The sequence below is a fragment of the Kitasatospora sp. NPDC090091 genome (assembly GCF_044747365.1).
Classification (GTDB): domain Bacteria; phylum Actinomycetota; class Actinomycetes; order Streptomycetales; family Streptomycetaceae; genus Kitasatospora.
This window is the reverse complement of sequence record NZ_JBIVDY010000006.1, coordinates 247090-262221: the sequence shown is the minus strand read 5'-3', so window position 1 is coordinate 262221 and position 15132 is coordinate 247090. Positions and strand designations below refer to the sequence as shown.

The 15132-nt window shown below is 74.1% G+C and carries 13 protein-coding genes; 10 read left to right on the top strand and 3 right to left on the bottom strand.

What is annotated here, in order from left to right; translation table 11 throughout:
* Nucleotide 1: 1 nt before the first annotated feature.
* A complete protein-coding gene (locus ACIPSC_RS12965) occupies nt 2-250 on the bottom strand; it encodes a DUF6059 family protein (RefSeq protein WP_400825306.1) in 249 nt (82 codons plus the stop codon).
* 878 nt (nt 251-1128) lie between these two features.
* On the opposite strand from ACIPSC_RS12965, the gene ACIPSC_RS12960 reads away from it, so the two are divergent.
* The 9 genes from ACIPSC_RS12960 (at nt 1129) to ACIPSC_RS12920 (ending at nt 12213) form a co-directional block, all read left to right on the top strand.
* The gene (locus tag ACIPSC_RS12960; RefSeq protein ID WP_400825305.1) at nt 1129-2088 is read left to right on the top strand and encodes a TauD/TfdA dioxygenase family protein; all 960 of its coding nucleotides are present in this window, start codon (nt 1129-1131) and stop codon (nt 2086-2088) included.
* Nucleotides 2089-2151: 63 nt separating this feature from the next.
* Entirely contained in the window at nt 2152-3417 is a 1266-nt protein-coding gene (locus ACIPSC_RS12955) for an ROK family protein (RefSeq protein ID WP_400825303.1), read from the top strand.
* 90 nt (nt 3418-3507) lie between these two features.
* Nucleotides 3508-5094, top strand: coding sequence for an ABC transporter substrate-binding protein (locus ACIPSC_RS12950; RefSeq protein WP_400825302.1), 1587 nt, complete (start codon nt 3508-3510; stop codon nt 5092-5094).
* A 3-nt stretch (nt 5095-5097) separates the two neighbouring features.
* On the top strand, nt 5098-6042 hold the full coding sequence (locus tag ACIPSC_RS12945; RefSeq protein WP_400825301.1) for an ABC transporter permease: 945 nt from the start codon (nt 5098-5100) through the stop codon (nt 6040-6042).
* A 4-nt stretch (nt 6043-6046) separates the two neighbouring features.
* The gene (locus tag ACIPSC_RS12940; protein ID WP_400825300.1) at nt 6047-6904 is read left to right on the top strand and encodes an ABC transporter permease; all 858 of its coding nucleotides are present in this window, start codon (nt 6047-6049) and stop codon (nt 6902-6904) included.
* Entirely contained in the window at nt 6901-8592 is a 1692-nt protein-coding gene (locus tag ACIPSC_RS12935) for an ABC transporter ATP-binding protein (RefSeq protein ID WP_400825298.1), read from the top strand. Before ACIPSC_RS12940 ends, ACIPSC_RS12935 begins: the two co-directional genes overlap by 4 nt.
* Entirely contained in the window at nt 8589-10961 is a 2373-nt protein-coding gene (locus ACIPSC_RS12930; RefSeq protein WP_400825296.1) for an arylsulfatase, read from the top strand. The genes ACIPSC_RS12935 and ACIPSC_RS12930 overlap by 4 nt, the downstream gene beginning before the upstream one ends.
* Nucleotides 10962-11114: 153 nt before the next feature.
* Nucleotides 11115-11768: a 4'-phosphopantetheinyl transferase gene (locus ACIPSC_RS12925; protein WP_400825295.1), complete on the top strand. Its 654-nt coding sequence runs from the start codon at nt 11115-11117 to the stop codon at nt 11766-11768.
* A gap of 118 nt (nt 11769-11886) precedes the next feature.
* Nucleotides 11887-12213, top strand: coding sequence for a hypothetical protein (locus ACIPSC_RS12920; RefSeq protein WP_400825293.1), 327 nt, complete (start codon nt 11887-11889; stop codon nt 12211-12213).
* Between the two features lie 106 nt (nt 12214-12319).
* Here ACIPSC_RS12920 and ACIPSC_RS12915 read toward each other — a convergent pair whose 3' ends face one another.
* Together ACIPSC_RS12915 and ACIPSC_RS12910 are read right to left on the bottom strand one after the other, a co-directional pair.
* A complete protein-coding gene (locus tag ACIPSC_RS12915) occupies nt 12320-13297 on the bottom strand; it encodes a polysaccharide deacetylase family protein (protein WP_400825291.1) in 978 nt (325 codons plus the stop codon).
* Nucleotides 13298-13400: 103 nt separating this feature from the next.
* Complete coding sequence (locus ACIPSC_RS12910; RefSeq protein WP_313762594.1) at nt 13401-13994, bottom strand: MBL fold metallo-hydrolase; 594 nt, start codon at nt 13992-13994, stop codon at nt 13401-13403.
* A gap of 82 nt (nt 13995-14076) precedes the next feature.
* Here ACIPSC_RS12910 and ACIPSC_RS12905 point away from each other — a divergent pair, with 82 nt between their 5' ends.
* Nucleotides 14077-15033 carry a GlxA family transcriptional regulator gene (locus ACIPSC_RS12905; RefSeq protein WP_400825289.1) on the top strand — a complete coding sequence of 319 codons (957 nt, stop codon included), beginning with the start codon at nt 14077-14079 and terminating at the stop codon, nt 15031-15033.
* Nucleotides 15034-15132 lie beyond the last annotated feature (99 nt).

The following is a 15132-nucleotide window of genomic DNA, read 5'->3' as shown; positions in this document are numbered from 1 at the left end:
ACTACCGGCCCACGTCCGCGAGTTGGGACCAGAGCTCGCGCTCGGCAGGGGTCAGGGGGATGTGCCCGGCGGGGCGCTCCGGATGGGCGCGGGGCAGCGCGCGAAGCCGGGCAGGCCGGACGGCGGGCGGGAGAGCCACCGGGTCCGGATCGGCGCCCGCGGGTGGACAGACCCCGTAGCCCCACCCGTACGCGAGCGCGCTCAGCCCCGGGATCACCTGCTCGAACCAGCCCGTCCAGTACCACCTCATCGCCGCCCACCCATCCCGGCCGCACCCGCGCCGTCCGACACACCACCGATCCACGGTCGGCCGAGTCTCCACGGCGGCCCTCGAATCCGGCTCAAGCCGTGGCTGCCGCCCCGGCCGCGGCAGCGGCGAACAGCGCTCCGGAGAGCGGGTGTCCGCCGGACCGGGCCGTGGTGATGCAGGGCACGGCGGGGTCCGGCCCGCCCCCGCGTGCCGTCGCACTGCGGAACCGGAACCTCCGCGGTGGCGAGCATCCGGCCGGCCGGAGGAATGCGGTTTCTTCCGCTCCGAGAGTTAATAACCCCGCCGGGCCCGCAACAAGGTCGAATGCCGCCCCGACGCACGCCCGTCATCGCCCGGCCACCGGCCGCAACGGGACGACACAGAGCCGCAACACCCCTGCTCAGCAGGCAGAACGGCGATTGACAGCGGGCCCCGGTCTTCAGCACGATGAGCGCCGAGCCCACTCGCAGCACGCCGGAAGGAGGGCCGATGACCACCGCTGTTCGCCGGGGCCACCGCCCCGCCTCCACCCGCCCCTGCTGCGGCCGCAGCCGCTGTTGTCGCTGAACGCCCGCTCCCGCTCGTGTTCCGGCTGAGCGCGCGCCCCTGACGTTCGCCCGTCGGGTGTGCTGCGCCGTGCCCGAACGCCCGGCGCTGTCCGCTCGGCCCGCACCGCCACCCGGTCGTGACTCCGCCCGCCCCCGACGCGGTCGGCCGCACGCACCGCCGTCGTGTCACCGCCCCTTCCCGTACCGCGTCACCGCGCCCTACGGCCCGCATCCGTGCCGTGCCGCGGCGCACCGTCCTGCCGCACTCACCGACCGCGGTCCGACGTACCCCCGTTCGCCTCGCCCTCCGACGAAAGCCGAGGAACCACCGTGACCACCGCCCCTCTCACCGAGCTCCGCCTCACCCCCGCCGCCGGCCGGATCGGCGCCGTCGTGCACGACCTCCGCCTCGGCGGCGACCTTTCGGCCGAGACCGTCGCCGCCGTCGAGGCCGCCCTGTACGAGCACAAGGTGCTGTTCTTCCGCGGCCAGGAGCACCTCGACGACGCCGAGCACGAGGCGTTCGCCCGGCTGCTGGGACAGCCGGTCGGCCACCCGACCGTGCCCAGCGCCGACGGCCGCTACATCTTCGAACTGGACGCCACCAAGGGCGTGCGCGCCAACAACTGGCACACCGACGTCACCTTCGTCCCGTCCTACCCGAAGGCGTCCGTCCTCCGCTCGCTCGAACTCCCCCCGGCCGGCGGCTCCACCGTCTGGGCCAACACCGTCGCCGCCTACCAGGACCTTCCGGAGCCGCTGAAGGTGCTCGCCGAGAGCCTGCGCGCCGTCCACACCAACGACTACGACTACGCCGCCAGCCTGGCCCTGCGCCCGGAGCTGGCCGACAACGCCGAGATCGCCGAGCTGTTCCGCAAGGTCTTCGTCTCCACCGCGTTCAAGACGGAGCACCCGGTGGTCCGGGTCCACCCGGTCACCGGTGAGAAGACGCTGCTGCTCGGCGCGTTCGCGCAGCGCATCCAGGGCGTGTCCGGCGCCGACAGCCGCGCCCTGATCGCGCTGTTCCAGCGCTACGTCGAGCGCCTGGAGAACACCGTGCGCTGGGAGTGGCAGGTGGGCGACGTCGCGATCTGGGACAACCGGGCGACCCAGCACTACGCCGTCAACGACTACGGCGACGAGCCGCGCCTGGTCCGCCGGATCACCCTGGACGGCGACCTGCCGGTCGGCGTGGACGGCACCCCGAGCCGCCTGCTGGAGCCGACCGAGCCGCCGCGGGTGGCCGGGCTGGTCCCGGCCGAGGAGCTGGAGGCCGACCGGGCGGTGTGAGTTCGACGACCCACCGCTGTCCACCCGGGACGTCCGTCCCGTCCCGTCCCCCGAGAGGTCCCGATGTCCGATCCCCTGTCCCGCCCCGCCCTGCGGATCGGGGACGACCGGCGGGACGTCAACGCCGCCGCCGTGTTGCGGACCGTGCTCGACCACGGGCCGATCGCCCGTAGCCGGGTCGCCGCACTCACGGGGCTCAGCGCCTCCGCGGTGTCCCGGCAGGTGGTCGACCTCGGCCGGCTCGGACTCCTGCACGAGCGGCCGGAGTTGAGCGGGACGGGGGCGGGCGCGGTCGGCCGACCCCAGCTCCCGGTCGACATCGACACCCACCGGCTGGCCGTGGCCGGACTGCACATCGGCGTGCCGTACACCACCTTCGCCCTGCTGGACCTGCGCGGAAACGTGCTCCACCGGCAGGAGTCGAGCAACCGGGGCCGCACGGGGAACGCCCTCCTCCGGGCCCTGCTGGAGCGGCTGCCCCGGCTGCTGGCCGCCGTGCCGGGCGGCCGCACCGTGGTCGGCCTCGGCGCGGTGAGCGGGGGGACGGTCGATCCGGACCCCGGCGTCGTGGTCCGCCACGATCCGCTGGAGTGGCGGGACGTGCCGCTCGCCGAACTGCTGGGCCGGGCCTGCGGGCTGCCGGTCCAGGTGGACAACCACGCCCGGGCGCTCACCCAGGCCGAGATCCTCTTCGGCCATCCGGCCGCGCGCCGCAGCATGGTCCAGCTCTTCGTGGGCCATGTGGTGGACGCGGCACTGGCGGTGGCCGGCGTGGTCCACCTAGGCCCCGCGTCGGCCACCGGGGACGTCGCCCACCTGCCGGTGCCGGACAGCGACGCGCTCTGCCACTGCGGACGCGTCGGCTGTCTCGCGGTCGCCGCCTCGGACACCACGCTGTTCGAGGCGGCGGCCGCCGCAGGGATCACCGCCCGCGCCGACCGCGCCGAGCTGATCGCCGCGGTGCGGGCCGGGGATCCACGGGCCGACCGGCTCGTCCGCCGCCGGGCCGCGATCGTCGGGCGCGCACTCGCGCTGCTCGCGGACGTGGTCAACCCGGACCTGCTGGTGCTCACCGAGACCTTCGCGGTGCTCGACCCGTCCTACCTCGACGTGGTCCGTACCGAGTTCACCCTCCGCTCGCACCTGCGCCGGGACGCCGACCTGCTGGTGGCCCAGCGGCGCGGGGCGGACGCGCTCGCCGTGGCGGCCGGCGCCGCAGCCTTCGGTGCGCTGTACGCCCGGCCGCTCCAGGCCACGGCCGCGACAGCGGTCCCGGCCGCGACCGCCCCCGCCGCCCTCCCCCTCGCAGCGGAGGCCCGGCCACTCTGACCGCGTTCCGCACGCCCACCACCCCGACCACCCGACCCGGCGGCCGTCCCCTCCCGCCGACCCGAACCGCCCCCTCCCGAAGGACCTGCCATGACCGCGTTCACCGCCCCCTCCGTGTCCGGCCCCTCCCGCCGCGCCCTGCTGCGCGGGAGCCTCGCCGGTGCCGGCCTGCTGGCGCTGGCGGCCTGCCGCTCGGCGGCGGACACCGCCACCTCCGCCGCGACCGGCTCGGCGGGCCCCCGCCGGGGCGGCGTCCTCACGGTGGGCACCGACGTCGACTTCACGCCCAGCCTGCTCTTCGCCCAGAGCGCCAACACCCTGGTCCAGCGCCTGGTCTTCAACACCCTCACCAGATACGACGACCGGCTCCAGCCACAGCCCGAACTGGCCACCTCCTGGCAGCTCGGCGCGGACGGCACCACCGTCACGCTCAAGCTGCGCGAGGACGTCACCTTCCACAGCGGCCGCAGGTTCACCGCCGACGACGTCGTCTTCGCCGTCAAGAACCTGCAGAACCCGGCCCGTTCCGCCCAGCTGCGCTCGACCGCGGCCGCCGTCACCGACTTCCGCAAGAACGGTGACTTCGAGCTGACGCTCGTCCTCGCCCACCCGGTCAGCAATCTCTTCGACCTCTTCGAGTTCATGATCATCCCGGATTCGGCCAGCGTCGAGGACGCCGTCGCCGGCACCAGGCTGATCGGCACCGGCCCGTTCACCCTCACCGACCGCAAGCCCGGCAGCTCGATCACCTTCGCCCGCAACGAGAAGTACTGGAATCCGGGCCGCCCCCACCTGGACGGCGTCGAGATCCGCGTCATCCCGCAGGCCGAGTCGCTGCTCTCCTCGCTCAGGACCGGCCAGACCCACCTCTCCTACCGGGTCCGGGGCAAGGACGTCGCCACCCTCAAGAGCGACCCGCAGTTCCGGATCAAGGAGTACGACACCGGCTCCGGCGCCCACTACATCGGCGTCAACCTCTCCGCCGAGCACGTCGGCGACAAGCGGGTGCGGCAGGCCATCGCCTGGGCCGTCGACCGCGACCGGCTGGTGCAGCAGGCGCTCGGCGGGTACGGCACGGTCTCGGCGGTGCCGTGGCCCAAGTCCTCGCCCGCGTACAGCGAGGCGAACGCCGCCCGCTACCGCCACGACCCCGACAAGGCGCGGGCCCTGCTCAAGGAGGCCGGCCTCACCACCGTCACCCTCCCGTTCGCCCACTCCAACGACCCCGGCTCCACCGCGATTGCCCAGATCCTGCAGTACGACCTCAAGCAGGTCGGCATCGAGACGGTGCTCCAGCCCACCGACTCGCCGACCATGCAGAAGCAGCTCATCGCGCAGAGCATGCCCGCCCTCTGGACGCTCGGCCACGGCTTCGCCCAGCTCCACCCGGCCACCCTCGCGGTCAGCGCCTACCCGTTCAACGAGGCCAGGAACAGCTCGCGCTTCTCCTCCCCCGCCTACACCGACGTCGTGCAGCAGGCGTGGAAGCGCCCGGACAGCGACAGCGCCGAGGCCAAGGCGCTCTACCAGCAGATCACCGACCTGCTGCTGGACGAGGAGTTCGTGATCGACCTCGCCGTCGGCGGCCTGGTGGAGGTCGCCGGCGGCAAGGTCCGCGGCGCAGACCTCAACAAGTTCAGCTACCTCAACCTCGACGACGCCTACCTGACGGCCTGACCGATGCGCACCTTCCTGTTCAAACGCCTGCCCTCCGGGCTGCTCGTCCTCGCCCTGGCCTCCTTCCTGGTCTTCCTCATCCTCCGGCTGATCCCGGGCGACCCGGCCACGTCGCTGGCCGGGCCGGACGCCGGGCCGGAGGCCGTCGCCGCCGTCCGCGCCCGGCTCGGCCTCGACCGGCCGCTCCTCACCCAGTACGTCGGCTGGATCGGCCAACTCGCGACCGGGGACCTCGGGCCCAGCTACGCAATCGGCGGCCAGGTCGCCGACCTGATCGGCAACGGCCTCGGGGCCACCGTCCAACTCACCCTCGGCGCCCTGCTGCTGGTGGTCCTGATCGCGCTGCCGCTCGGCGTGGCCGGAGCCACCACCCGGCGCCGGCCGGTCTCCGCCGCCGTGAACGCCTTCACCACGGCCGTCCTCGCGGTGCCCCCGTTCGTCACCGGCGTCCTGCTGGTGCTGGTCTTCGCGGTCACCCTCGGTCTGCTGCCGGCCGGCGGCCACGAGTCACTGCTCGACCAGCCCGACCTGGCCGTCCAGTACCTCCTGTTGCCCGCCGTCTGCCTCGCCCTGCCGAGCGCCGCCGTCCTCGCCCGCTACCTCAAGGACGGGATCGAGCGGGCCCTCGCCGAGGACTACGTCCGCACCGCGACCGCCCTCGGCGTCTCCCGCCGGCGGATCGTCTGGCAGCACGCTCTGCCCAACGCGCTGCCGTCCGCCGTCACCGTGCTCGGCCTCCAGGTCGGCCAACTGATCGCCGGCGCCGTCCTGGTGGAGCGCATCTTCGCCTGGCCCGGGCTGGGCCAGCTGATCGAGCAGGGCGTGGTCCGCCGGGACTACCCGGTCGTCCAGGACCTCCTCCTGCTCATCGTCGCCGTCTACGTCGCCGTCCAGCTGCTCACCGACCTGGTGTACGCGTGGCTGGACCCCCGGATCCGGTGGGAGTGAACCGATGACCGCCATCACCGCCGACCGAGCGCCCGCCACCGGCGTCCGGCGCCGCAACCGCTACCTGGCCGGGCTCCTCACCGGCCGCGGCCTGACCGGCGTGGCCCTGGTCGGCACCCTCGCCCTGGCCGGCCTGCTCGCCCCGCTGCTCACCGACCTCGACCCGAACGCCCAGGGCCCGCTCGCCCTGGCCGGCCCCAGCGCCGAACACCCCTTCGGCACCGACGACATGGGCCGCGACCTGTTCAGCCGGGTACTGCACGGGATCGCCACCGACCTCTCGATCACCCTCACCGCCGTACCGGTCGGCGCACTGCTCGGCTGCTCCTTCGCACTGCTCGCCGCCTCGTCCCGGTGGGCCGACCTCGGGGTGCAGCGGGTCTTCGACCTGCTGCTCGCCTTCCCCGGGATCATCCTGGCGCTGGCCGTCACGGCCGTCCTCGGACCCGGCCGCTGGCCCGTGCTGATCGTCATCGCCCTCGCCGAAATACCGGGCTTCGGCCGCCAGTTGCGGGCCGGCATCCTGGTCCAGCGGGAGCGCGAGTACGCGCTGGCCGCCCGCGTCGGCGGCGCCTCCCGGCTGCGGGTGCTGCTGCGCCACGTCGTCCCCAACGCCGCCGACCCGCTGATCGTGCAGACCGCCGTCGCCCTCTCCGTCGGCGTCTTCATCGAGGGCGCGATGAGCTTCCTCGGCCTGGGCGTCCGGCCCCCGGAGCCCACTCTGGGCTCCATCCTCAGCCAGTCCGTCGCCTACCTCTCCACCAATCCCTCCTTCGCGGCCGTACCGCTGGCCGCGACCACCGCACTGGTGCTCGGCTTCACCCTGATCGCCGAGGCCCTGAACCGGGGGATCCGCCGATGAGCCACCGCCCACTCCTCCAGGTCCACGACCTCACCGTCGAGTTCGCCGGCACCCGCGCCGTCGACGGCGTCCGCTTCGAACTGGCCGCCGGGGACAGCCTCGGGCTGGTCGGTGAGTCCGGATCCGGAAAGTCCACCACCGCGCTGGCCCTGCTGCGCATGCTGCCGGCCGGTGGACGGATCACCGGCGGCTCGGTCGGGCTGGACGGCCAGGACCTCGCCTCCCTGACCGAACCGGCCCTGCGCGGTCTGCGCGGCCGCCGGATCGCCATGGTCTTCCAGGACCCGATGTCCTCGCTCAACCCCGTCCTCACCGTCGGCCGGCAGCTCGACGAGGCACTGCGGGCCCACGGCGACGCCCCCAGGACCGAACGGGCCGCCCGCGCGGCCGAACTGCTCGATCTGGTGGGCATCCCGGACGCCGCCGGGCGGCTGCGCGACCACCCGCACCAGTTCTCCGGCGGCCAGCGCCAGCGGATCATGATCGCGCTGGCCCTCGCCCACGACGCCGAGGTGCTGGTCGCCGACGAGCCCACCACCGCGCTGGACCCGACGGTCCAGCAGCAGATCCTGCGCCTGCTCGCCCGGATCAACCGGGAGACCGGCACGGCGCTCGTGGTGATCAGCCACGACCTCGGCGTGATCGCCCGGACCTGCCGCCGGATCCTGGTCATGCGCGGTGGCCGGGTGGTCGAGCACGGCGAGACCACCGACGTCCTCGCCGCGCCTCGGCACCCCTACACCAAGCAGCTGCTGGCCGCCGTACCGCGGCTGGAGGCGCCCTCCAGGGCGGCGGCCAACAGCACCCCGGGCGAGGAGCCGCTGCTCACCGTCCGCGGGCTGGGGAAGACGTACGGGCCGCGGCGGCGGCCGGTCACGGCGCTCGCCGACGTCGACCTGGAGCTGCACCCGGGCGAGACGCTCGGGCTGGTCGGCGAGTCCGGCTCGGGCAAGTCCACCCTGGCCCGTGCACTGGTGCAGGTGCACGCGCCCTCGGCCGGCTCGATCCGCTTCCGGGGCGAGGAGTTCGGGGTCCGGCGCGGCCGTGGGCGGGACGCCTCCGGGCGGGCGGCCCGGCGGGAGATCCAGATGGTCTTCCAGGACCCGTACTCCTCGCTCAACCCGCGGCTGACCGCCGGCCAGATCATCGCCGAGCCGTTGATCGCGCACGGCCTCGGCGACCGCGCCGCCCGTGAGCGCCGGGTCGCCGAGCTGCTGGAGCAGGTCGGGCTGGATCCCTCCTGGGCCGACCGGCACCCGCGCTCCTTCTCCGGCGGCCAACGCCAACGCATCGGCATCGCCCGGGCGCTGGCGCCCGGGCCGAGCGTGCTGATCTGCGACGAGCCGGTCTCCGCGCTGGACGTCTCGGTCCAGGCCCAGGTGATCGAGCTGCTCGCCCGGCTCCAGCGCGAGCTCGGACTCGCCGTCCTCTTCATCGCGCACGACCTCGCGGTGGTCCGGCAGGTCAGCCACCGGATCGCCGTCATGCACCGCGGCCGGATCGTCGAGACCGGCCCGGCGGACCGGGTCGTCACCGCACCCGAGCACCCGTACACCGCTGAACTCCTCGCCGCCGTACCCCGGTTGGAAGCCACCCCGCGACCGGCGGCCGTCCTGCCGGACGAGGCCTCGTCGCCGTCGAAGACCGCCGTCCTCCCCGTCCTCCCCGTCCTCCGGAGCACCCGATGAGCACCACGCCCGCGACCCACGACCACGGCCCGCACGACCGCGATCCCCAGCGGCGCGACCCCTACGAAGGCTTCCCCGGCACCGTCGGCCGCACCTTCGGCGCCTCGACACCGGCCTGGCCGGCCCGGCTCCGACCCCGCGAAGGCGCCCCCAACATCATCGTCGTGCTGATCGACGACATGGGCTACAGCGACATCGGCCCGTTCGGCTCCGAGATCCCGACGCCCACCCTGGACCGGCTCGCGGCGACCGGCGTCAAGCTGGCCAACTACCACACCATGCCGCTCTGCTCCCCCGCCCGTGCGGCCCTGCTCACCGGCCTCAACCCGCACCGGGTCGGCTACTCCTTCGTCGCCAACGCCGACCCCGGCTTCCCCGGCTACGGCATGGAGGTGGCCGGCGACATCCCGACCCTCGCCGAACTGCTGCACGACGCCGGCTACGCCACCTACGCCGTCGGCAAGTGGCACCTCACCCGCGACTCCGCCTCCAACGCGGCCGACAACCGCGCCAACTGGCCGCTGCAGAAGGGCTTCGACCAGTACTACGGCGTCCTGGAGGGCCTCACCAGCCTCTTCCACCCGCACCAACTCGTCCGCGACAACAGCCCGCTGGACATCGTCGAATTCCCCGACGACTACTACTACACCGACGACATCACCGACCAGGCCATCGCCATGGTCAAGTCGCTGCGCGCCCACGACGCCGACAAGCCGTTCTTCCTCTACCTCGCGCACAACGCCGTGCACGGCCCGCTCCAGGCCAAGCCCGAGGACTTGGCCCGCCACCGGGGCCGCTACGACGGCGGCTGGGACGAGCTGCGCACCGCGCGGTTCGCCCGCCAGCTGGCCGCCGGCCACTTCCCGCCCGGCACCGAACTTCCCGAGCGCAACGTAGAACCCGGCCACGACGTCGGCCCGTGGGCCGAACTCGGCGATGTGCAGCAGAAGTTGTACGCCCGCTACATGGAGGTGTACGCGGCGATGGTCGACAACGTCGACCAGAACCTCGGCCGCCTCACCGACACCCTCGCGGCGCTCGGCGAACTCGACAACACCATCATCGTGTTCACCTCCGACAACGGTGGCACCGGCGAGGGCGGTGCCGAGGGCACCCGCAGCTACTTCAGCCGTTTCGTCCACCACCCCGCCCTGCCCGCCGACTGGAACCCCGACGTGGCACGGGAGATCGAACTCATCGGCGGCCCGCAGTCCCTGGTCCACTACCCGCGCGGCTGGGGCATGGCCTCCAACACCCCGTTCCGCTTCTACAAGGGCCAGACCTACGCCGGCGGCGTCCGGGTGCCGTTCGTGCTCTCCTGGCCCGCCGGACTGCCCCGCACCGAGGACGACCCCGGAGTGCGGACGCAGTACCAGTACGTCACCGACATCCTCCCAACCCTGCTCGAACTCGCGGGTGTCGAGCGGCCGCTGCAGCGCGGCCCGGGAGAGGGGCAGCCGGTCCAGTCGCTCGACGGTGTCAGTTTCGTCCCCGTCCTCCGCTCCCCCGAGGCCGCCTCGTCCCACACCGAGCAGTACTGCGAGATGACCGGCAACCGCAGCTACTACCGCGACGGTTGGAAGCTGGTCACCCTGCACCGCTTCGGCGCACCGTACGACGACGGCGAGTGGGCGCTGTACGACCTGCGCACCGACCCGACCGAGATCCACGACGTCAGCTCCGAACACCCGGACCTCGTCAAGGAGTTGTCGGCCGCCTGGGAGGCCGCCGCGTGGCGCAACGGCGTCTTCCCGCTCGCCGACGGCAGCGGCGCCCTCGCCCTGCGCGGCCCCGAGGCCGAGCGGCTGCGCCGCCCCGTCACGATTCTCCCCGGCACCCCCGAGCTGGAGCGGTACCGCTCGTCCCGGCTGATCTCCTTCCGCTCCTTCGCCGTCGAGGTCGAACTCGACGCGCACGGGGCCGCCGACCAGGGCGTCCTGGTCTCGCACGGCGACCAGGGCGGCGGCTACAGCCTCTACGTCGAGGACGGCCGGCTGCGCTTCGCCTACAACCAGTACGGCGACCTGCTGGAGGCCGACGGCGGCCGGCTCGCCCCCGGCGCCCGCCGGATCACCCTGGAGGCGACGGCGGTGGCGGACCTCAAGTGGGAGTTCCGGCTCCTCGTGGACGGCACCGAGGGCGGCCGGCTGGGCCCGGTCCACCAGCTGATCGGCATGGCACCCTTCCAGGGCATCAGCGTCGGCGTCGACCGCAAGTCCCCGGTCTCCTGGCCGGTCCACCAGCGCCACCGCTCCTTCCGGTACACCGGCGGCCTACGGGCCGTCACCTACGTCCCCGGCGAGCCGGCGCCGTACGACCCGGAGACGGTCGCCCAGGCGCTCCGGGACGCCGCGGCGGCCTTCGAGTAGCTCCCGGCGGTTCCAGCCCGGTTTCCGCCCGGCCCGCCCCGGTTCCCGCCCTTCGCGGCGGGGCCGGGGCCGCTCGGGTTAGGCTCGCCCGGTCCGCACGTCGCACCGAGCGCGCCTCGGTGCACCGAGACAGACATCGACAGGGGGGAACCTGTGATCGGCGAACTGCTGCCCGCCGCAGTCATGGTGGAGGTCGCGTACGACGATCCGCCGGAGGCCCGGCTGGAGCCGGCCGAGGAGCCGGCCGTCGCCCGCGCCGTCGACGGCCGCCGTCGCGAGTACACCACCGTCCGCCACTGCGCCCGGCTCGCGCTCGCCCGGCTCGGCGTCCCCTACCGCCCGCTGGTGCCGGGCCTGCGCGGCGCCCCGAGCTGGCCGGACGGCGTGGTCGGCAGCCTGACCCATTGCGCGGGCTTCCGCGGCGCAGCCGTCGCCCGCGCCGGCGACGTCGTCTCGCTCGGCATCGACGCCGAGCCGGCCGACGTCCTGCCCGAGGGCGTGCTCGACACCATCGCCCTGCCCGGCGAGCAGAAGCGCAACGCCGAGCTGCTCGCCGAGCACCCGGAAGTCCCCTGGGACCGGCTGCTCTTCAGCGCCAAGGAGTCGGTCTACAAGACCTGGTTCCCGCTCACCGGGGTCTTCCTCGACTTCGACGGCGCCGACATCACCCTCGACCCGAACGGCACCTTCCACGCCGAGCTCCAGGTCCCCGGCCCCGAGGTCGACGGCCGCCGGCTCCAGGCCTTCACCGGCCGGTGGATCGTCCGCGACGGCCACCTGGCGACGGCCATCACCGTCCTGCCCTGACGGCCCGACCGGAGCGCAGGCTCTCGCTTGCCGCGTTCCGGTCCGCGGCGACTCATTGACTGTCATGCTTGCGTCAAGGACTGCAAACGCCTCGACGACAGGAGTACTCCCTGTGCGCATGCGACAGCGTCTCATCACCGCGGCCGCCGTCTCGGCCATGGGCATGACCGCCGCGATCACCCTCGCCACACCCGCCGACGCGACCATCACCGGCTGCACCTACAAGCTCATCAGCACCGAGTACAACAAGGGCGCCACGGTCACCTGCAAGGGCGACGGCACCTCCCGCTTCCAGGCCGCCGTCACCTGCAAGCGCATCGACAACGGCTACGAGTACCGCCACGACGGCCAACCCGCCTGGGCCGACCCCCGCGGCGGCAAGTCCACCGTCTGGTGCGACAGCAAGGCGCGGGTCATCCACACCGCCTACGTCGCCCTCCCCTGACCACGTCGGCGCGCTGCCGACGTGGGCCTGAGGTGGGAATGCCCCGGACCGGGATCGGTCCGGGGCATCTGTGCCGGTGGGCGCTGAGGGGGTGACGGCGCCGCGCTCAGTGGAGGGCGTCGGAGAGACGGGTGAAGGTGTGGCCGGCGCTGAGGAGGGGCGGGAGGGCGGCGGCGAAGCCGGGGGCGGTGCCGGAGGCGGGGTGGTTCATGTGGGCGATGAGGATGGCACCCGGTGGGGCCGCGGCGACCTCGGCGCGGACCTGGGCGGCGGTGAAGGTGGCGCCGCCGTCGGCGTTGACCGTGAAGCCGGCCACGCGGGTGTGCAGGTCGGCGGCGATGCGGGTGGCGACGTCGTCGTAGTGGGCGGTGCCCGAGCGGAAGAAGCGGGGCGGGCGGCCGAGGAGGGCGGTGAGTTTGGCGGTGTTGCCGGCGATCTCGTCGTAGACCTCGCCCGGGTCCCGGGTGCCCGCGATGCCGTAGGCGGAGCGGCCGGTGACGGAGAGCGGGCGGTGGGCAGTGCCGTGGTTGGCGATCTCGAAGAGCGGGTCGGCGGCGAGCTGCTCGAACTCGGCCGGGTTGGCGTCGATCCAGCGGGCGTTGAGGAAGAGGGTGGCCGGCACGCCGTGGGTGCGCAGGAGCCCGATCAGCGCGGCGTCGTAGCCGGAGCCGCCCGGCCCTCCGCACGCGTCGAAGGTGAGGGCGGTGGCCCGGGTGCCGTCCGGGAGCGCGGTGATCACTCCCGGGACGTCCAGGCCCCAGGTGGTGGGTTCGACGCCGGCGTAGCGGGCGGCCACGGCTCGGCCGGCCGGGGCGGCCTCCTGGGCGACCGGCGCCGCTGAAGCCACTGGTGCGGGCGGTGCGGGCGGCGACTCGGCAGGTGACTCGAACGGCCGAGCGGAGGGCGCCGGGGAGACCGCCGGGGAGACCGCCGGGGAGAGCGCCGGGGAGAGCGCCGCGGACGGCGTGGCCGACGGCTCGCCGGTCGGGAGGGGGCGGGCCCCGCCGCGCTGTGCCGCCGTCTGACAGCCCGCCAGCGCGCCTCCCGCGGCCACCAGCAGCAGCCTCCGCCGACTCAGCGACACGCCCGCCTCCATGCTCGTCCGATCATCTGCCCATCACCTCTATGAACCCTGATCAGCCGTCGGCCGCAACTTCAGGTCAGGGGGAAGGCAGGGCCGGACGCCCCTACCGGGGTGCGCGGTCGTCGGCCGGAAAGGCGGGCCCGTGACCGGGGACGATCAGGTCGGCGGCCTTGAGCACCCGCAGCCGCGACGCGCGCAGCAGCTCGCGGTCCGGCGACACCGGGTCCTCCTCCGGGCCGTCCGGGCGCCACCACAGGTCGCCGACGAAGGCCGTCACACCGGTGGCGGTGCCGGCCAGCAGGGTGATGTCCTCGCGGCTGTGGCCCGGGGTGCGGATCAGCCGCAGGGACGAGGTCAGCTCGTAGCCCTCGGCGTCCCGGCTCGTCCACTGGTCGTGCCGGTACTCGGCCTTGTGGTCGTGGACGACCGCCTCGCCGAAGAGCCCGACGTTCATGATGTTGTCCGGGTGGTGGTGGCTGAGGACCACGTCCGTGATGTCCTCCGGGCCGAAGCCCAGCTCCCGGAGCGGGCCGAGGATGCGGTCACGGCCGGCCACCATGCCCGGGTCGACGATCACCCGCCGGTCCCCGTCGGAGACGAAGGAGACGGTGGCGGCCACTCCGGGGCCGGTGGAGAGGGTGTAACCGGTGGTCAGGATCGTCCAGTCGGCGCTGCGGCCGTGCGGTGCGTCGTTCATACCGGCAATCCTCGCGAACCGGCCCCCGGCCCACGAGTGGCCCATCTGCCACCGATCGCAGGAATCGTGCCACAATGCCGCCATGCCGCCCTTCACGACCGTCGCCGCCTACGCCCCGCCCGGCGTCGGGATGCTCGCGGTCGGTGTGGTCGCCGAGGTGTTCAGCGGCGTCGCGCCCGGCCTGCCCCGCTTCGACTTCGCGCTCTGCACCGACCGGCCCGGCCGGGTGCCCACCGATCTCGGCGTGCCGCTGACCGTCGACCACGGGCTGGACCGGCTGGCCGCCGCCGACCTCGTCCTCGCCCTGCCGTGGGCCGGCTTCCGGACGCCCCCGCCGGCCGCCGTGCTCGACGCGCTGGCGGCGGCCCACGAGCGTGGCGCGGTCGTCGCGGCGCACTGCGTCGGCGCGTTCGCGCTCGCCGCCGCCGGGCTGCTCGCGGGGCGCCGGGCCACCACCCACTGGCGGTTCGCCGGGCTGCTCGCCGAGCGCCACCCGGACGTCGCCGTGGAGCCCGACGCCCTGTACGTCGACGAGGGCCGGGTCGTCACCGGCGCGGGTGCGGCGGCCGGCTTCGACCTCTGCCTGCACCTCCTGCGGCGCGAGTACGGGGCCGCGGCGGCCAACGCCGTCGCCCGGGACCTCGTGCTGCCCCCGCACCGCGACGGCGGCCAGGCCCAGTACCTGGCCGCGCCCGTTCCCGAGGACTGCGAGGACGAGCGCCTGGCCGGCGTGCTGGCCTGGGCCCGCGAGCACCTCGACCGGCCGCTGCCGGTCACCGAGCTCGCCCAGCGCGCGCTGATGAGCCGGCGCACCTTCGCCCGCCGGTTCTCGGCCGCGACCGGCACCACCCCGCACGCCTGGCTGCTCGGGCTGCGCCTCGGCCGGGCCGAGGAGCTGCTGGAGACCACGGACCTGCCGATCGAGGAGGTCGCCCGGCTGGTGGGCTACGGCAGCGCGGCCGTCCTGCGCGAGCAGTTCGTCCGCCGCCGCGGGGTGCCGCCCCGCTCCTACCGCCGTGCGTTCACCCGCGTCCCGTGAGGTGCGTCCGGTGAGCTGCTGCAGGCCCCCTGCCCCCGGGTGCCGACGATGGCCGCCCGGGCGCCTTCACCGACCCGCCCCGCCCCGGTGGGGCCCGGC